The sequence below is a fragment of the Paenibacillus kobensis NBRC 15729 genome (assembly GCF_004000825.1).
Classification (GTDB): domain Bacteria; phylum Bacillota; class Bacilli; order Paenibacillales; family Paenibacillaceae; genus Paenibacillus_T; species Paenibacillus_T kobensis.
Genome location: NZ_BILZ01000008.1, coordinates 75296 through 93905, shown reverse-complemented (window position 1 = coordinate 93905; position 18610 = coordinate 75296). Strand labels below are relative to the sequence as shown.

The following is an 18610-nucleotide window of genomic DNA, read 5'->3' as shown; positions in this document are numbered from 1 at the left end:
TTAGGGAAGGATGATCGTAGGATGGTTGCCGATCGCCGGCTTAGAAACAAGGATAAGAAGCTGCAGCAGGTGAAGGGGACGGCTGATGGACAGCTGGAACGTGAAAGGTACGGCAAGCTGTCCGAAGAAGTAAGTCGTGTACTCCGCAACATCGTGCTGACGCTTCTTGTTCTTGCCATTTTATCGCAGTGTCTGCTCCGTTCGGATATGATTCGACAACACCTGACATATGCCGATAAGCTAGAAGGAATGCCGCTTCAACGGGGCAGCCGAGCTTTGCATTGAAGGTTTTGGTGTGGTATAATTTTCACGTTCGCAGGCTGAGCCTGCTTTTTTCTTGACAGGTAAACGGGAGCAGCAATCATAGCGTGAGGCTGATCTCAGTAGGGGGGTTCGCTGTTGGTATCGCATCTAGACGGCGGCCGGGACCGGATCAACATCGCGATTGACGGACCCGCGGGAGCCGGCAAGAGTACGGTAGCCCGTAATGTCGCCGAGACCTTGCATTATATTTATATCGACACCGGCGCAATGTATCGCGCGGTAACGTACAGCGCTCTTCGCTCCGGCATTTCGCCCGGCGATTCCGAGCAGCTTGGAACGCATGCGGAAAGCATCGATATTACGCTTAAGCCCGGACCGATGGGGCAAATCGTTCTGCTGAACGGTGCTGACATTACCCGGGACATCCGTTCGCGCGAAGTAACCATGCATGTATCGCAGGTTGCTGCCGTCGAGCGGGTAAGGCTTCGGCTAGTTACCATGCAGCGGCTGCTTGCGCAGAGCAAAGGCGTTGTAATGGACGGCCGGGATATCGGCTCGCATGTACTGCCTGATGCGGAATTGAAAGTATTCTTAACCGCCTCAGTCCAAGAACGGGCATTAAGAAGGTTCAAGGAACTGGACGGACAAGACAGCATTACGCTGTCCCAACTGGAGCTTGAAATCGCAGAGCGTGACCGTAAAGATCAGGAACGGGACATTTCGCCGCTTGTGTGCGCTCCGGATGCAATCGTGCTCGACAGCACGTCGATGACGATCGATGAAGTGGCGGACAACATCGTCAATTTAAGCAGAACCAAATTGGCGGAGGCGAAGTAAACTATGATATATGTCTTTAGTCGTGCCGTGCTGCGTCTTCTGTATGGGCTCTTGTTCCGGTTGAAAGCCGAGAATATTCACTACGTTCCGGATACAGGACCCGTCATTCTATGTTCGAACCATCTGAGCAACTTCGATCCGCCGACGATCGGGATTAAGCTCGACCGTAAAGTGCAGTTCATGGCGAAGAAGGAATTGTTCGATATTCCTTTGTTCGGCCGCCTCATTAAGGCGCTTGGCGCTTTTCCGGTCAAACGCGGAGGCGTCAGCAAAGAAGCGATTCGTGCTTCGATCGACCTGTTGACTGCAGGCGGCATGATGGGAATTTTCCCTGAAGGCACGCGCAAGAGCAACGGGGAAGCAGCGAAGAAAGGCGCGGCGATGATCGCGCTCCGCAGCGGTGCAGCAATTATTCCGGTTTATATCGACGGGAATTATAAACTTTTTCGTAAAACGATTGTCCGCTACGGACCGCCGGTTGATCTGTCCGATATTATCGCAGAGCCGTCGTCCGATTCATTGGACCGCGTAACCGAACGGATTATGAGTCATATCCGGGCGCTGCGCAAATAAAGTTTTAAACGCTGTAACGAACCTGTTTCAACAGGGGCGGGCAGGTTTAAATAAATGTTGGGGTATGAATTGAGGAGGTAATTTTCGATGTCAGAAGAAACGAAGATCGAAGAAACGAACCAAGAGGCTATGGACAATTTCGTGTCCTTGAAGAAAGGCGACACGGTCAGAGGAACGATTGTCAAAATCGAAGACAACCAAGCTACGGTTAGCCTTGGATATAAATATGACGGCGTGATTCCGCTTCGCGAACTGTCGTCTGTACAACTCGACAACGCGTCCACGGCAGTTCAGCTTGGCCAAGAAGTTGAACTGAAAGTCGTCAGCATCGACGACGAGAAAGAAAAGCTCGTTCTTTCCAAGCGCGCAATCGACGGCGAGAAGGCTTGGGACGACCTGCAAAGCAAATTCGACGCTAGCGAAGCGTTCGAAGTTACGATCGCTGACGTTGTGAAGGGCGGTCTCGTCGCTGACGTAGGCGTACGCGGCTTCATTCCAGCATCGATGGTTGAGCGCCATTTTGTAGAAGACTTCAAAGACTACAAAGGCCGCACGATCCGCGTGAAAGTGAAAGAAATCGACCGTGAGAACAACAAAGTGATTCTGTCGGCGAAAGAAGTGCTTGAGGCGGAGTTCGAATCGAACAAACAACGCATCATGGCATCGCTCGAGCCAGGCCAAGAGCTTGAAGGCACGGTTCAACGTCTGACGCCATTCGGCGCATTCGTTGATATCGGCGGAATCGACGGACTCGTACACGTATCCGAAATTTCGTGGCAGCACGTTGCGCATCCTAAAGATGCAGTATCAGAAGGTCAATCGGTACGCGTGAAAGTGCTGAAGGTTGATCCAGCTGCAGGCAAAATCAGCCTAAGCATGAAAGCTGCTCAGCCAGGCCCATGGGAATCGGCGCAAAACAGCTTCAACACGGGTGATATCGTTACAGGTACGGTTCGCCGTATCGTTGAATTCGGCGCATTCATCGAAATCGCTCCAGGCGTAGAAGGTCTCGTTCACATTTCGCAGATCGCTCACCGCCATGTTGCAACGCCGCATGAAGTGCTGAAAGAAGGCCAAGAAGTGAAAGCCAAAATTCTTGACTTCAACCCTGCACAAAAACGCGTTTCCCTGAGCATCAAGGAAACGGAAGAAGCTCCTGAGCCGGCTCCACGCGCTGAGCGTGCTGACCGTCCTGCGCGTGCTCCGAAAGAAGACCACAGCGCAGCGATTGCCGCTAACAACCAAAGCTTGAGCTTCACGCTCGGTGAACGTTTCGGCGACAAATTGAGCAAATTCAAATGATTGTAGTCCGGCAATAGCCGGATCGCATCTTCATTAACAAGCCCGGAAGCAGCCCATGCTGCTTCCGGGCTTGTTGTATTTATAGAACTCTTTAATTGAAGCGGTTACCCTGTTCAAGAGCAGAGCATAATACAGGCATGCGAGGTGAACGCTTCTAGATGAATGCTGGATTCGTAGCGATATGGCTTATTACGATTGTTATCATCCTGCTCGTGACAGGCTGGAGAGAACTAGTTGCGGACCAGGTGAAACCAAGCAGCATGACGCTGCTGATCGTTGGCTGTGTGTTACTGTGGCCTTTCTATGTTACATTGCATCGGGAATGGCTGCCGCCGGCAGGCGGCACGGTCAGCTTGAGTGCGTGCTGGTTGACCGTATGGGCAATTGCTGCAGTGTTATTCAACCGGCCTAAAGGGTCGTTGCAGCGGTTCTATATGATCGTAGCTGCTCTGCTCTCCTCATTAATGGGGGGATGGCTTCGTCTGCTCTATATGAATGATCCGGTTCTCATAATCGGTCATTCCTCTTTGGATGCCGCCATATTGACTGGTGCTGCAGCCGCATTAAGTGCGCCGATTCAGTCGCAGTCGCTGTTCGCGGTCGTAACGATTGCATCCGTCTTGCAGCCGCTAGTAATGGGCTGGTTCGCCCCAGCCGTCGCATGGCGTCCAGTTGAAATCGGTTCGCTTGCATGGTGGGACGGCTATATGGCCGCATTGTTGTCGTCAAGGCTTATGGGGCTTTGCATTCGAGTAATCAAGTCCGCAGCGTCAAAATGGTTCTATCCGCCTGAAGGCGAGCAGGAAGGTGGCGTATAATCGTGATTCATTGGTTGGACGTATATATGAAGGAGCACCGTTATTTGATCGGTGTATCGGTCGGCGTCCTCTTCGGTTTAATGTCGAGATTGCTTATGCTTAGAACTGATTACCGTCAATACCCGACTTATCCGCATGGGCGCATTATTCATATTTCGCTCGGTATAATCGCTGCCGCATTGGGCGCCATTGCCATACCGTCTCTCTATAAGAAAGATTATACGGCGATTACGTTTCTAACCTTGGCTGCGCAGCAATTCCGAGACGTTCGAAAGATGGAGCGGGACACGCTGACGAATATCGACAGCATGGAGCTCGTATCACGCGGATCTACATATATAGAAGGAATTGCAATGGTTTTCGAAGGACGGAATTACTTGGTCATCTTTACGTCGATGCTTACGAGTTTGTTCGCCATCGCCGTAAATTGTTGGACCGGTGCTGTAGTTGGTTTCGTATTGCTAGGCGTGGTTCAATTTCTGAAATCAGGAAAATCAATTTCGCATATTGCGGATGTTCAGGAGGCCCAGGTACGCGTAGAAGGTCCAGATCTGTATGTAGGCGATATTTATATCATGAATGTTGGTTTGCAGGATGACCAGCAGATTATTGCTGAAAGAGGGCTCGGACTCATTCTGCGGCCCTATAATCCGAACGGCAAAGCGACCTTGTCGAATCTCGGCCAGCGGCAGGCGATTTTGTATGATTTGTCGACGATACTCGGCGTATTCCGCGACAGCGGCGAGCCTTCGCTCATTCCAATGGCGAAGCTCGATATACGCGACGGAAGGCTTGCTGTATTCTTGCTGCCGCAGGAACGGAACGGTGCGAAGGCGACTGAAGTGGCAAGAAGGGTACCGATTCTGGAATCGGCCGTCCGAATGCCGACGGAAGCGTCCGTCAATAAGGAAGGAGGCAGCTGAGTGACGCGTATTTTAGCTGTCGTATCGATCAAGCCGGATCAAGTAGCAGGGGGAGGGGCGCCGATTTTTATCGAGAAGGATATGGACTCGATGCAGCAGACCGCCTTCTTGCTGGAAAAAATATTGGATGCAAATGCACACGATTTGAAGAACGGAAGCTTTATATTGGTCGACCATCGTGCGCAATGAAAACATGAAATGTTAGCCAAGCCGTTTGTTTTTTGTTATAGTGGTAATCGTGAGTATTTTCGAAGGAGTGGAATCTTATGGCAAGACCCGTTATCGCTATAGTTGGACGGCCGAATGTGGGGAAGTCGACCATCTTTAATCGCGTCATCGGCGACCGGCTGGCCATCGTGGAAGACAAGCCGGGTGTAACCCGCGACCGGATATATGGCACCGGAGAATGGAATGGCAGAGCGTTCAGCATCGTCGATACTGGCGGTATCGAAATCGACGGAGAAGACGAAATCATGAAATCGGTACGGATGCAGGCGGAGCTTGCAGTCGAAGAAGCCGACGTTATTATATTCATGGTAGATGCAAAAACCGGAATGACTCATGCCGATGACGAAGTAGCACAGATGCTGTTTCGTTCACGCAAGCCTGTCGTTGTGGCGGTTAATAAAGTGGACAATTTTAACCGGATGGATGACATTTATGAATTTTATGGTCTCGGTTTCGGGACGCCAGTTGCGATCTCTGGTTCGCACGGTACCGGAATCGGCGATCTGCTCGATGCGGCTGTAGAGAAGCTGCCGGAGCAAGTGGATGAGGAATATGACGAAGACGTGATTCGTGTTGCCTTGATCGGGCGTCCGAATGTAGGCAAGTCATCGCTTGTGAATGCGCTGCTCGGAGAAGAGCGCGTTATCGTCAGTGACGTTGCGGGTACGACGCGCGATGCGATCGATACGCCGTTCGAGCGTGATGGCCAGCGATACGTATTGATCGATACGGCAGGTATGCGCAAACGCGGCAAAGTGTACGAGACGACGGAGAAATACAGTGTTATGCGCTCGTTGAAAGCGATTGAACGCGCAGATGTCGTCCTCATCCTGATTAATGGTGAGGAAGGGATTATCGAGCAAGACAAGCATATCGCCGGATACGCGCATGAAGCAGGGAAAGCGAGCGTATTCGTCGTGAATAAGTGGGATGTCGTCGAGAAAGACGAGAAGACGATGCAAGAGTTCACCCAGAATATTCGCGACCACTTCCTGTTTATGCATTACGCGCCGATCGTATTCTTGTCCGCGAAGACGAAGTCGCGTCTGCATAAGCTTCTGCCAATTGTCAATCATGTCTCGGAGCAGCATTCGCTGCGCATCCAGACGCATGTGCTCAACGATGTTATTTCCGATGCGGTGGCCATTAATCCGCCGCCTACGGACAAAGGCAAGCGTCTGCGCATTAACTACGCTACCCAAGTGGCTACGAAGCCGCCGACGATCGTTATATTCGTTAACGATCCCGAGATTATGCATTTCTCGTATGAGCGTTACTTGGAGAACAAAATCCGGGCTGCGTTCAATTTCGAGGGTACGCCGGTTCGCTTGTTTACGAGACGTAAATCCGATTCGGACTAATGTCTGTCTAGAACCGGTTCACGTATAATATCGACTAGTCGAGTGGCTAGGCAGTAGGGGAGAACGAGCTTGTTAAACGCAGTCATCGCCGTGATTATTAGTTATTTGTTAGGATCCGTTTCATTCAGCATCGTCATCGCAAGGCTGGTTAAGGGCATTGATATCCGCCAGCACGGCAGCGGCAACGCCGGCGCTACGAACACGCTTCGCGTATTGGGTAAGGGTCCCGGAATCGCGGTATTCTTACTCGATATTGCCAAAGGGGTAGCGGCCGTGCTAATCGGCAATCTGCTAAGCGGCGGACATGGAGACTGGACGCCTGTCATCTGCGGTCTTGCCGCGATTGCCGGCCATAACTGGCCGGTATGGTTCCGTTTCAAAGGCGGCAAAGGGATCGCGACAACGGTCGGCGTCCTGGCTACGCTGTCATTCGTGCCTGCACTTATCGCTGGAATTATCGCCATTATCGTCATTGCGGTAACTCGTTATGTTTCGGTCGGATCGCTTATTTTCGCAGCTATGCTGCCGTGCGGCATTGCCATTATGAGCGGTACAGGTCCGCTCCTATGGACGAGTCTATTAATTTGCGTGTTCGCTTTCGTACGGCACCGTTCCAATCTTGTGAAGCTTATGCAGGGGAAAGAAAACAAGATTGGCGCGAAGAGAGGATAGATTGTAGAGATGACGAATGAGAACGTAATCGGTCAGCGCAAGGCGGCAGTGCTTGTCGCAGGCAGTTGGGGAACTGCGCTGGCCGCAGTGCTGTGCGATAACGGCTTCGACGTATCCGTGTGGACACGCAGTGAATCGCAAGCAGCAGAGATGAATTCGACGCATATGAACAGCAAATATTTGCCGAATTGTACGCTTCCGCATTCGCTCAATGCGACGGCTTCGATGAGCGAAGCGCTGTCCGGTGCAGAACTCGTACTGTTCTCCGCGCCTTCCTCCGCTATGCGGGATGTAGCGCGTCAAGCAGCTCCATTCTTGTTGCCGGAAGCACTGATTGTGCACGCGACCAAAGGTTTTGAAGCCGATACGTTGAATCGAATGACGACGGTACTGTCTGAGGAACTCGGAAGACCGGAAGATTCGTTAGTCGTGTTGTCCGGCCCAAGCCACGCCGAGGAAGTGGCTAAGCGCCAGCCGACGACAGTTGTCGTCGCTTCCTCCGATCAGCAGAAGGCAGAACAGGCGCAGGATGCATTCATCAATTCGTATTTCCGCGTCTATACGAATCCTGATCTGATCGGGGTTGAGGTCGGCGGGGCAGTCAAAAATATTATTGCGCTAGGCGCCGGGATGTCGGACGGGCTAGGCTTCGGCGACAATGCGAAAGCGGCTTTGCTGACGCGCGGACTCGCCGAGATCAGCCGGCTAGGCACCGCGATGGGCGGCAATCCGCTCACGTTCGCCGGTTTGGCAGGCGTAGGCGACCTCGTCGTCACATGTACAAGCACGCACAGCCGTAATTGGCGTGCCGGACATAAGCTGGCGCAAGGGCTCCCGCTGGATGAAGTGTTGTCGCAGATGGGAATGGTCGTTGAAGGCGTACGGACGACGAAGGCGGCTCGCATGTTGTCGGAAGCATACAAGGTCGAAATGCCGATCGCAGATCAGCTGTATCAGGTATTGTTCGAAGGCTGCGACCCGTCGACGGCTGTTTCGCGTCTTATGGGACGCGGACGGACGCACGAGAGTGAGCAAGTCGCCCAGGACTGGGGCCTACACCAAAGCTAATTCATCCTCATATGATGCTAGCAGCGTACGATTTCACGATCAATGGAATCGGAGTTGCTGCGCATAGAGAGGAGGCGGCGGATCGATGAGCAAAGACAAGAATTTGTCCAAAGACGTATTGAGTGCCGTCAACAAGAAAACGGGCAAAAACATTTCGGAAACCGAAGTTAAGAAGCTAGCCAGCAGCGTAACGAACGAGACGATGCAGAGTGAAGCGGAACTGACGAAATTGATTAAGCAAGTTTCGGCTATGGCTAAGGTACCTGTGTCCGATAAGACGATTAACGATATCGTGAAAGCAGTCAAAGCGAGCGGTATGAACATGAACAATATGGAATCGATCATGAAAATGATGATCAAAAAGTGATGGCGGACAGCCGCTATTTCGTCTGTTCATGACCTTCACGAGAAACGGCGCCGTCATCCGTATGACGAGAGCGCCGTTTCTTTATGTCGACTTGTTGACGAACAGCCTGCGCTGGTAGGACAATCGTTTACGATTTGCTATAATAGATGACAAGATTATTCGACAACTGGCGCAGCAGTAACCATTGGGCTGCCGGCTGGGATACGTAGCGAGAGAGGGAGCACAGTCATGGATCCGATGATGAAGATGTGGGTTTCGTTTATTGGACTTGGTTTAATGGCATTATCAGCTGTAATGATTACATTCGCTAGATATAAGACGAAAGGCGCGTTGAAAGGTGTAATATCGTTGGTCGCTTTCGTGATGCTTTTCGTTGGCTTCATTCTGGGAGCGTTTATCGTACTTACATAAGCATTCAACCCATGTGAGAACAGCATAGAACGGGAGGGACGACAGCAAATGCTTGAGTTGAAAGGCAGAACGAAGTCGGCGGAGATTGAACCTGTTGCCGGGCATTCGTTGCTCGATATGGCATTGAAGGCTGATGTAGACTGGCAGTTCTCGTGCTCGCGCGGAACGTGCGCTCGGTGCAGATGCCAAATCGTCGAAGGCGGCGATTTGCTAAGTGAGATTACGGACGAAGAATGGGACCGCTTGGAGCCCGAGGAATTCGATGAAGGCTACCGTCTCGGCTGTCAGGCTGTCATTCGATCGACGGAAGGCCGCATTGTTGCGGTGAATAAGCCGTATTTTTAAGCGAGGCTAAAGAGAGGCGGGAGCTTGCGATGAACGGCAGCGGCAGCTACGAGGTGACGTTCTTGCCGAGCGGCAAACAAGCGAAGGTAAGACCAGGGACGTCGGTGCTCGACGCTTCCCGGCGGGCCGGACTGTCGATCGCGACGCGATGCGGAGGCAAAGCGGCCTGTCTAATGTGCAAGGTGCGTGATGCGAGCGGCCGTCAGGCGGGACTGTCTGCTGTCGCCGACAACGAGCGTTACAAGCTGGGCGGCATGCATGAAGAGGGCTACAGGCTTGCATGCCAAGCGAAGGTAACGGGAGACGCTTCGATTGAAGTGCCGGAAGATCCGCTGCACGCCGCCATCCGCAAGCAGCTGGAGAGACAGCGCGAGGAAGAAGATTCGTTATGGTAGAAAGGGAGTTGTAAGTCGAATGCAACAATCGAAGATATGGCGGGCGAGCGGGTCGGTTATCCGCAGAAGCGCGTTTGTTCTGACGCTGCTCGTTCTAATGGCTGCATTGTCCGGCTGCTTATATCCGAAGGACCGGCTCGTTCAGAATCAAATGCCGGCCAAGGATGCGGTACTTAATATGCAGACGGTCGTCAATCAATATTTCACAGACACCGGCATGCTGCCGATCGTTACTCCGAAAGCGGATACGCCGAAATATGAGAAGTACCGGATCGACTTTGCAAAGCTGAAGGGACACAATTACATATCGGATCCGCCATCGTATGCGTTTGAAGGCGGCGGACACTATTATTATCTCATCATCAATGAGGAGACGACCCGTCAAGTCAAGCTGATGGACATTGCGGTATTCCAGCAGGTAAGCGACATCCAGCGCGAAGTTGATAAATACTATAATGGTGATGCCAAAATGATCTCGCTTAACGGGGAACCGGTATATCCGGGCTTCTATCGCATCGATTTCGACCGTCTCGGGATGAAAGAGCCGGAGATTCTGTCGGTCTATTCGGGCAGAACCGTCTCTCCGATGATCGATGAGAAGGGCCGTGTGTACCTCGATTATGCCGTAGATATGATGCAGGCGGTGCAGAAGAGCGGTAAGGAGCCGAAGGCTGAAGACGATCTGCGTGAGCTTCTGGCGCAATCATCGGATTTGGTGCCGGTCAAATCACCGTTATACCGCTATGTGAACAACGAGCCGCAAGCGCAGCCGGAAAACTGAACAAACAGAGATCGTTAAGAACTTTGCCTTTATCGGTGCATATGTGCCGTGACGGGCAAAGTTCTTTTTTGGTTCACCGGGGCATATAACTCATTCTTGGAAGGCCGGGCGCGAAGTAGACAGGAGAAATGTTCGCAAGCAATGTGCATATTTGTCCTTGTCTCGCAATATGATGTTACTAGTCCAAAACGTTGTACGAGTAGAGTCGCTAGCCTGCCCCTCTTGTCCGGTGGAGATGGCGGCGTACCGGAATATCAATTGGGAGGGATATTGAGTGGAAAAAGTGGACATTTTTAAAGACATTGCCGAGCGAACAGGCGGAGATATCTACCTCGGTGTCGTCGGCGCTGTCCGCACCGGCAAATCGACTTTTATTAAGCGGTTCATGGAGACGGTCGTGCTTCCCAATATTACGAATGATGCCGACCGTGTCCGGGCCATCGATGAACTGCCGCAGAGCGCGGCTGGCAAGACGATTATGACGACGGAACCAAAATTCGTCCCGAATCAGGCTGTGAAGCTGAGAGTGGCGGAAGGACTTGAGGTGAACGTTCGTCTGGTCGATTGCGTAGGCTATGCCGTTCAAGGAGCTAAGGGCTACGAGGACGAGAACGGTCCGCGTATGATTACGACGCCTTGGTTCGAAGAGCCGATTCCATTCCAAGAAGCGGCGGAGATTGGAACGCGCAAAGTCATTCAAGAACATTCGACGCTCGGAGTCGTCGTGACGACGGATGGCAGCATCGCCGAAATTCCGCGCAACTCGTATATCGAAGCCGAGGAGCGTGTCGTCAACGAGTTGAAGGAAGTCGGCAAGCCATTCGTGCTCGTCATTAACTCCACTCGTCCGCGCAGCGATGAAACGCAGCAGCTGCGAAACGAGCTTCAAGCGAAATATGATATTCCGGTCATGGCATTAAGCGCGGCTTCGATGGGCGAAGACGAAGTCGTATCGGTACTCCGCGAGGTGCTCTACGAGTTCCCGGTACACGAAGTGAACGTCAATCTGCCGAGCTGGGTCATGGTGCTGAACGATAATCATTGGCTGCGCGCCAATTACGAGAATTCGGTTCGCGATACGGTGAAAGATATCCGCAGATTGCGCGATGTTGACCGTGTCGTTGCCCAATTCATGGATTACGATTTTATCGCGAGAGCCGGCCTTAGCGGCATGAATATGGGGCAGGGCGTCGCAGAGATCGATTTGTACGCGCCGGATGAATTGTATGATCAAATCTTAATGGAAGTCGTAGGTGTCGAAATTCGCGGCAAAGATCATCTGCTTCAGCTCATGCAGGAGTTCTCGCATGCGAAGAGGGAATACGACCGGTTCGCAGAAGCGCTCGAGATGGTCAAAACGACCGGCTACGGCATCGCCGCACCGTCTCTTGCCGAGATGGCGCTCGATGAGCCGGAGCTCATCCGTCAAGGTTCTCGCTTCGGTGTCAGACTGAAGGCGACGGCTCCTTCGATCCATATGATCCGCGTTGACGTGGAATCGGAATTCGCACCGATAATCGGTACCGAGAAGCAGAGCGAGGAGCTTGTCCGGTATTTGATGCAAGATTTCGAGAACGATCCGATCAAAATCTGGGAGTCCGACATTTTTGGAAGATCGCTGCACTCGATTGTGCGCGAAGGCATCCAAGGTAAAATTGCAATGATGCCGGACAATGCGCGCTACAAATTGCAAGAAACGCTTGGGCGTATCATTAACGAAGGCTCGGGCGGCTTAATCGCCATCATATTGTAAGGTGTTCCAATAGATTCCGTCTCCGCAGGCTGCCGGCCGGCCTCGGAGGCGGTTTTTTGCGTAAAAAGGTTGTCAAAGCTTTAGAACGGGCCTATAATCGTTCATTGTCTGGACAAAATTCGATCCCATTCGACACAACATGACATTATATCAATTAATTCCGATTGACATACTAGGATAATTGATTTAATATAATCCATAAATCAGCAACGAAGGGGACGAGCAATATGAACAAATTCGGCAAATCCGCTTTCTTTGCACTCATTGCGGTCATTCTGCTTATTACGGCAGCTTGCGGCAACAGCGGCAAAGAAACGGGCAAGGACGAAGGCGCTAGCCAAGAGCAGGGACAAACGACGGAGCAGGCTGCAGGCAATACGGACGCTGCTTCGCTCAAAGGCAAAAAAATTGCCCTTGTCATGCAGTTCAACACGGGAACGTTCTCGGCGCAATACATAGAGGGCGTCAAAGAGCAAGTCGAGAAGTTCGGCGGCAAGGTGCAAGTGTTCGCCTCGGATAACGATTTGGCGAAAATGTCCGCGAATCTTGATGCAGCAATCAATCAAGGGTTCGACGGCATTCTGCTTGACCATGGACAAGCAGGCGCTCTGAAGCAAGGCGTTAACCGCGCTGTAGAGCAAAAGATCCCTGTTGTCGCGTTCGATTCCGATCTGAAGGTGCCAGGCGTAACGGTACTGTCTCAAGATGACCAAGCGATGGCATCGAAGACGCTTGAACTGTTGAAGCAGGATGCAGGCGGCAAAGGCAATATCGTTAAAATCTGGGTAGCCGGATTCGCACCGATGGAACGCCGCCAAGTCGCATACAAAGCGTTCCTGGACAGCAACCCGGACATCAAGGAAATCGCAGCATTCGGCAATGCCGGCAACCCGGCGCTCGATGCTCAATCTCAAATGGAAGCGATTCTGAAGCAGTATCCGAACAAAGGCGATATTTCGGCGGTATGGGCAGCGTGGGACGAATTCGCTAAAGGCGCAACGCGTGCGATTCAACAAGCCGGCCGCAATGAAATTAAAGTATACGGCATCGACATGAGCGACGAGGACTTGCAAATGATTCAAGATCCGAACGGACCATGGGTTGCATCCGCTGCCGTTGATCCAAAAGATATTGGCCGCGTGCAAGTGCGCTATCTGTACCAGAAGCTCCATGGCGACAACACGGACGACTCCGTTGTGCTCGACGCCGTTGTCGTGAAACGCGACGATCTTCCGAAGGAAGCGGTCAATACGACGCAGCTCGGCGAATATGTGCAAGGCTGGAGCGGCCGCACGCAAGGTAATGCCGATTGGATGAAAGAGCTTGAGCAAGCGCAATAATATCGTGCAAGCCGGCCGCTTACGTTAGCGGCCGGTTTTTGCCGCAATTGGACTATTGCAGGAAGGTGAGAGCATGAGGCAGCTTACGATGAACGGAATCGTCAAGTCGTTTTCAGGTGTTCCCGCACTGAAAAGCGTCGATTTCGACATTCGCGGGGGAGAGGTTCATGCGCTTCTCGGCGCGAACGGAGCGGGCAAAAGCACGCTGATCAAAATATTGTCCGGCGCTTACAGCAGCGACGGCGGCACTATCGCAATCGACGGCAAGCCCGCAGCCATTCGGACGCCGTCCGACGCTAAGGCACATGGTATTCACTGTGTCTATCAAGAAGTCGACACGGTCATCGTGCCGCAAATGACCGTCGCCGAGAACATAATGCTGGACCGAATCGCTTCATCCAGCGGTTCGCCCTGGGTACGGTGGGGTCAAATCGAAGAGGAAGCCGCATCGATACTTGGGCGGCTGAAGGCGGATATACCGGTACGCAAGCAGGCGAGTCTGCTGTCGCTCGCCGAGAAGCAGCTTGTCGTCATCGCACGGCTGCTCGCGGAGAATGCCAAATTCGTCGTGCTCGATGAGCCGACTGCACCGCTTAGTCTAGAGGAAGCAGAGCGTCTCTTTCGGGTCATCGACCAATTGAAGCGCGACGGGATCGGAATGGTGTTCATCTCTCACCGGCTGCCTGAAGTGTTCCGGATTAGCGACCGAATCACGGTAATGCGGGACGGCGAGAAGGTGATGACATCTGCCGCAGCCGGTACGTCGGCTGATGAAGTGGTCGCATCGATGTTAGGACGGGCGTTCGTGGAGGAATTTCCGAAGGAAGAAGCGCAGATCGGCAAAGTGGTGCTGCATGTTGATAGGGTTAATCAAGGCCGTCACGTTCGTGACGTTAGCATGGATGCGAGAAGCGGCGAGATTGTCGCTGTTGTAGGTCTGGTAGGAGCCGGCAAGACAGAGCTGTCTCGCGCGTTGTTTGGTGCAGACAACAGAAGCGGCGGAACGGTTAGCGTGAACGGCAAGAAGGTTTCGCAGGGCGATCCTGCTGCGGCAATCAATGCTGGATTAGTACTCGTACCGGAAGAGCGGCGCAAGCAAGGCATTCTAGTAGGCGAAACCGTCATGCGCAATCTTAGTTTGCCATTCTTGAAGTCGATTTCGAAGCTAGGTTTTATATCCGGAACTCGGGAAGCGGATACGTCTGACGCTTTAATTGCAAGACTAGGCGTGAAGACGTCTTCGCGGCACGAACGAACGGCGCATCTGAGCGGAGGCAATCAGCAGAAAGTATCGATCGGCAAGTGGCTGCCGACGAATGCGGACGTGTATTTGTTCGATGAACCGACCAAAGGTGTCGACATCGGTGCAAAGAGCGACATTTTCCGGATTATCGGAGAACTTGCCAAAAGCGGCAAAGCGGTCGTCTATCTAACCTGTGAATTCAGCGAAGCGATAGGCATTGCAGACCGTATTCTGGTCATGTGCGACGGACAGATCGTGAAGTCGTTCGACCGGGGCGAAGCTACGCAAGAGGAGCTGCTGCTGCATGCTAGCGGCGGAAGAGGAGAGAGAGCGTAATGGAACGTACGATGAACTTTATTTTCAAATACGGCGCATTGCTTGTGATCGGGTTCGTAATCATCTTTTTCTCCTTGTGGGATGAACATTTCTTTACTTACAACAACATCAGTGATATTCTACGTTCCATCTCGATCGTGACGTTCATTGCAATTGGCGTCACATTCTCGCTGACGGTCGACGGATTCGATCTGTCAGTCGGTTCGACGGTATCGCTAACGACGGTCGGTGTTGCCACCATCATGGTCTGGTACGAAATGCCGCTCGTCGTCGTTCTTACCGTTCCGCTGCTGATCGGCGCGCTCATCGGCTTACTGAACGCATTCCTGATCGTCAAGGTCCGTATTCCCGACCTATTAGCGACCCTGGCCGTCATGTACATTATCTCGGGCGTTCAACGGACGTATACGAAAGGCTACTCGATCTATGACAATATGCAAATGAGCGACGGATCGACTGCTCCAGGCGTGTTCACAGACTCATTCCTGCAGATCGGACAAGGCAAATGGCTGGGCATTCCGATTCCGGTCATCCTGATGGTTATCGCAGTCGTTCTCGTCCATCTGTTCTTCAAATACACGCGCTACGGCCGTCAAATGCAGATGACCGGCGGCAACGAAGAGGCAGCGCGGTTATCCGGCGTGCGAGTGAAACGTATTCGGACGGCAGCCTATGTTATTTCGGGCATATTCGCTGCGATCGGCGGCATTCTGTTCGCGGCGCGGACGGGTACCGGCCAGATCGACGCGGGCGCGCCGATGCTCATGGAAGCGGTAGCGGCTGTATTCGTCGGCTATTCGGTGCTCGGAGCAGGACGTCCGAACGTCATCGGGACTTTTTTCGGCTCCGTTCTCATCGGCGTCTTGCTCAACGGCATGACGATGATGCACGTTCCATACTATACGAATGATATTATTAAAGGTGGCGTACTGGTTCTGGCGCTTGCAGTTACGTTCATTCACTTGGCGAGACGCAAGGCGTAGCGCGGTTTCATGCAAACTTCTGAAAATGCTCCGCCTACTTGTAATTAGGAAACGGCTGTATTACTATAAGTTTGTTCGCTTGCAGGTATATTTTTGAAACAATCGGCAAAACAGAAGATAATGAACCGTCTCACGCTGTCATTAGGGGAGGTGAAACCTATGAACAAAACGGAATTGATTGCTAAAGTAGCCGAGTTGACGGATCTGTCGAAGAAAGATGCGACCAAAGCGGTTGACGCCGTTTTCGACGCGATCTCCGATGCGCTTCAATCGGGCGACAAAGTCCAGTTGGTCGGCTTCGGAAACTTCGAAGTACGCGAGCGTCAAGCACGTAAAGGACGCAACCCGCAAACGGGCGACGAGATCGATATCCCGGCAAGCAAAATGCCTGCCTTTAAACCAGGCAAGTCGCTTAAAGAGCTCTGCTCCAATTAATATCGGCATTTATGCCGCGAACGTCCGGACGGTTGACTGTCCGGACGTTTCTCATTATACGAATATGTCCGCAGGCTGTCCTCTTGACAGCTTATGTCAAGTTCTGATAGAGTCTATGCACGTTATTATAGAGGACGAAGAAGGGAGGCTTCCGGCGTGGAAATGAATCAAGGCGAATACATCGTGGTGAAAGCGAAGGAACAAGGCGTCGTCGTCATTGGTCTAACGAGAGGTACGGATACGAAATTTCATCATACGGAGAAGCTCGACCGCGGCGAAGTGTTCATCGCTCAATTTAGCGATCATACATCAGCAATCAAAATTCGAGGCAAAGCGACGGTCTTGACGAAGTACGGGACGATCGAAACGGATACATAACATTTGCAGCCGATTACAGCAGGCCCAGCCTGCTTTTTTTTGTTGCCTTGCGCAATGGAATGACATCCGGCATTGCATCGTACAATAAGAGGAAGACGAACAAGCAATCTGCAGCCGGGCTGTTCCCGGACCTAAGAAAGCGGGTGGCAGTATGCCATATAGACGATCGTTTCTGACCGCTTCCGTCGTAACGGCTGTGCTGACGGTCATCCTCTTAATCATACATCCGCGCGACGCGGAACCGGTTATGCGCCATGTATCCGGTGAGATGCCGGATCAATCCAAGCGGCTCAATAATACGAACCTGGTCGACTGGCTGGTCGGGCTTCCGCTCGAGACGAAGCTGTTACGGGTCGATTGGCGGGCGCCGACCTTGTCGCTCGATATGGTCATTCCGTCTTCACGGAGTCTTGACAGTGAAACGGTCCAATCCTTCTTGCGCGATGCCGAGCAAGTATGGAGGATGAGTTTCATACGGATTGACAATGTCGACCGCGTGCTCATCCGAATCGGCGAATCGCCGGATGCCGGCTCGGCATCCGGACTGTTCGCGAATACGGACGGCCAGCCTTCGTTCCGTCTGCTGCTGGCAGCGGATGTCCGAAGGTCGGATCAGTGGATCACCTCCGGCGAATCGGCCTGGAGCGGGATCGAGAATGCCGATACGGACCCTTTATGGCGTCAACGGCTTCGGCTGTCGTTCACGCCATTATGGGAGTCGAAACGGAACGCAGCATTCATCGACAGCCAGCGCCTGTCTTCATCCGATGTATCCGGATTAACGCAGGAATAGGATACGAAGGCCTCCTGTAGCAATATCGTGAACAACAAGCACACGCGTAGGCGATCACGGCCGATTGTGCTATAATAGTTTAGATAATTGGACAGCAAGCATTGCTGCCTGTTCGGAGGCTTTCCAGATGATACATGACCGAATTGCACTTTTGATAAGCAAATACACCGAGCATGACATGATTCAGCAGCATACCGGACTGCCTGCGTTTCCCGAACTGCGGATTCGCTTGCTTACCGCTTGCTTGGACGGCAGCGGCAGGCCGGAACCGATTCGCGATTTATATGCATCGGTTGTTGCGCTTATTCAAATCGGACTCGATACGCATGATCAGATCGATACCGATGCAAGCCCGCCATCCGAACGCCATATGCGGTCGAGACAGTTGAATGTGCTAGGCGGGGACTATTTCAGCAGCCGGTTTTACCACTTGCTGTCTCAGGCCGGCGAGATCGATATGATTCGGCAGCTCAGTGAAGCGGTATGTGAAGTTAACCGGATGAAGATGGATTTATACAGCCGGATGCTTGAAAAGCGGTTGAATGCGGACGAATATATCGAGTACCGCGCCTCCATCAAAGCAGAACTGTTTCGCGGGTTCGCCTCGTATTTGGATGAATCGACCTCCCGGTTGTGGGGGGAGCTGCTTACCGGTGTAACGCGGTGCGAGACCCTTATTGAGGAATGGAAACGCTGCGTCAGATCCGAAGCGGTTCACGGCAGTTGGGCTTACTGGCATATTGGCCAGACAGGAACAGAAGAGGATCGCCGGCTGCTCGACGGGCAGGACGGCGTTAACGGCAGCAGTCCATCTGCTGCTTCTATTTTGGAGAAATACAATGTTCATCAGCAGCTCAAGGACATGCTGGAGCGGCAAGCCAGTCAATTGACGGCGTCGATCAAGCGGGTTGAAGGCACGAAGCGGGTTGATGAATTGAACGGCATTGCTGCTGCGTTTGAGCACGCCATGTCCGAACCGGCACTGCATAGCGAGATGAGGTGAC

At 52.5% G+C, this 18610-nt stretch carries 23 protein-coding genes; all 23 read left to right on the top strand.

The genetic code is table 11. The annotated features are described in order from the left end of the window. Positions 1-21: 21 nt before the first annotated feature. The 23 genes from PKO01S_RS07875 (at position 22) to PKO01S_RS07765 (ending at position 18609) form a co-directional block, all read left to right on the top strand. Positions 22-285 carry a hypothetical protein gene (locus tag PKO01S_RS07875; RefSeq protein WP_127530778.1) on the top strand — a complete coding sequence of 88 codons (264 nt, stop codon included), beginning with the start codon at positions 22-24 and terminating at the stop codon, positions 283-285. Positions 286-399: 114 nt separating this feature from the next. Continuing rightward, a complete protein-coding gene (cmk, locus tag PKO01S_RS07870) occupies positions 400-1101 on the top strand; it encodes a (d)CMP kinase (protein WP_127530777.1) in 702 nt (233 codons plus the stop codon). Between the two features lie 3 nt (positions 1102-1104). Next, complete coding sequence (locus tag PKO01S_RS07865) at positions 1105-1674, top strand: lysophospholipid acyltransferase family protein (RefSeq protein WP_127530776.1); 570 nt, start codon at positions 1105-1107, stop codon at positions 1672-1674. An 87-nt stretch (positions 1675-1761) separates the two neighbouring features. After that, positions 1762-2976 (top strand): 30S ribosomal protein S1, encoded by a 1215-nt coding sequence (rpsA, locus tag PKO01S_RS07860; RefSeq protein WP_127530775.1) that lies wholly within the window; start codon positions 1762-1764, stop codon positions 2974-2976. Between the two features lie 158 nt (positions 2977-3134). Continuing rightward, complete coding sequence (locus tag PKO01S_RS07855; protein ID WP_127530774.1) at positions 3135-3794, top strand: hypothetical protein; 660 nt, start codon at positions 3135-3137, stop codon at positions 3792-3794. 26 nt (positions 3795-3820) lie between these two features. After that, a complete protein-coding gene (locus PKO01S_RS07850) occupies positions 3821-4717 on the top strand; it encodes a YIEGIA family protein (RefSeq protein WP_127530829.1) in 897 nt (298 codons plus the stop codon). After that, positions 4718-4906, top strand: coding sequence for a capping complex subunit for YIEGIA (locus PKO01S_RS07845; protein WP_127530773.1), 189 nt, complete (start codon positions 4718-4720; stop codon positions 4904-4906). It abuts the gene before it with no gap. A 77-nt stretch (positions 4907-4983) separates the two neighbouring features. Continuing rightward, positions 4984-6306 (top strand): ribosome biogenesis GTPase Der, encoded by a 1323-nt coding sequence (der, locus tag PKO01S_RS07840; protein WP_127530772.1) that lies wholly within the window; start codon positions 4984-4986, stop codon positions 6304-6306. 69 nt (positions 6307-6375) lie between these two features. Continuing rightward, a complete protein-coding gene (gene plsY, locus PKO01S_RS07835; RefSeq protein ID WP_127530771.1) occupies positions 6376-6978 on the top strand; it encodes a glycerol-3-phosphate 1-O-acyltransferase PlsY in 603 nt (200 codons plus the stop codon). Between the two features lie 9 nt (positions 6979-6987). Further along, positions 6988-8046, top strand: coding sequence for an NAD(P)H-dependent glycerol-3-phosphate dehydrogenase (locus PKO01S_RS07830; RefSeq protein WP_127530770.1), 1059 nt, complete (start codon positions 6988-6990; stop codon positions 8044-8046). A gap of 85 nt (positions 8047-8131) precedes the next feature. Next, a complete protein-coding gene (locus PKO01S_RS07825; RefSeq protein ID WP_127530769.1) occupies positions 8132-8413 on the top strand; it encodes a stage VI sporulation protein F in 282 nt (93 codons plus the stop codon). Between the two features lie 228 nt (positions 8414-8641). Continuing rightward, positions 8642-8824, top strand: a complete 183-nt coding sequence (locus PKO01S_RS07820; RefSeq protein WP_127530768.1) for a DUF2768 family protein — start codon at positions 8642-8644, stop codon at positions 8822-8824. A 48-nt stretch (positions 8825-8872) separates the two neighbouring features. Continuing rightward, complete coding sequence (locus tag PKO01S_RS07815; RefSeq protein WP_127530767.1) at positions 8873-9169, top strand: 2Fe-2S iron-sulfur cluster-binding protein; 297 nt, start codon at positions 8873-8875, stop codon at positions 9167-9169. A gap of 29 nt (positions 9170-9198) precedes the next feature. After that, positions 9199-9564 carry a 2Fe-2S iron-sulfur cluster-binding protein gene (locus PKO01S_RS07810; RefSeq protein ID WP_127530766.1) on the top strand — a complete coding sequence of 122 codons (366 nt, stop codon included), beginning with the start codon at positions 9199-9201 and terminating at the stop codon, positions 9562-9564. 19 nt (positions 9565-9583) lie between these two features. Beyond that, positions 9584-10345: a hypothetical protein gene (locus tag PKO01S_RS07805; protein WP_127530765.1), complete on the top strand. Its 762-nt coding sequence runs from the start codon at positions 9584-9586 to the stop codon at positions 10343-10345. A 274-nt stretch (positions 10346-10619) separates the two neighbouring features. After that, entirely contained in the window at positions 10620-12098 is a 1479-nt protein-coding gene (gene spoIVA, locus PKO01S_RS07800) for a stage IV sporulation protein A (RefSeq protein ID WP_127530764.1), read from the top strand. 227 nt (positions 12099-12325) lie between these two features. After that, positions 12326-13438 carry a sugar ABC transporter substrate-binding protein gene (locus PKO01S_RS07795; protein WP_127530763.1) on the top strand — a complete coding sequence of 371 codons (1113 nt, stop codon included), beginning with the start codon at positions 12326-12328 and terminating at the stop codon, positions 13436-13438. 73 nt (positions 13439-13511) lie between these two features. Beyond that, entirely contained in the window at positions 13512-15017 is a 1506-nt protein-coding gene (locus PKO01S_RS07790; protein WP_127530762.1) for a sugar ABC transporter ATP-binding protein, read from the top strand. After that, positions 15017-16000 carry an ABC transporter permease gene (locus PKO01S_RS07785; RefSeq protein ID WP_127530761.1) on the top strand — a complete coding sequence of 328 codons (984 nt, stop codon included), beginning with the start codon at positions 15017-15019 and terminating at the stop codon, positions 15998-16000. The genes PKO01S_RS07790 and PKO01S_RS07785 overlap by 1 nt, the downstream gene beginning before the upstream one ends. Before the next feature lie 159 nt (positions 16001-16159). After that, positions 16160-16435: an HU family DNA-binding protein gene (locus PKO01S_RS07780; protein ID WP_127530760.1), complete on the top strand. Its 276-nt coding sequence runs from the start codon at positions 16160-16162 to the stop codon at positions 16433-16435. 162 nt (positions 16436-16597) lie between these two features. After that, positions 16598-16813: a trp RNA-binding attenuation protein MtrB gene (gene mtrB, locus PKO01S_RS07775; protein ID WP_407669638.1), complete on the top strand. Its 216-nt coding sequence runs from the start codon at positions 16598-16600 to the stop codon at positions 16811-16813. A 151-nt stretch (positions 16814-16964) separates the two neighbouring features. Further along, positions 16965-17606 (top strand): hypothetical protein, encoded by a 642-nt coding sequence (locus PKO01S_RS07770; RefSeq protein ID WP_127530758.1) that lies wholly within the window; start codon positions 16965-16967, stop codon positions 17604-17606. Positions 17607-17733: 127 nt separating this feature from the next. Next, on the top strand, positions 17734-18609 hold the full coding sequence (locus PKO01S_RS07765) for a heptaprenyl diphosphate synthase component 1 (protein WP_127530757.1): 876 nt from the start codon (positions 17734-17736) through the stop codon (positions 18607-18609). Position 18610 lies beyond the last annotated feature (1 nt).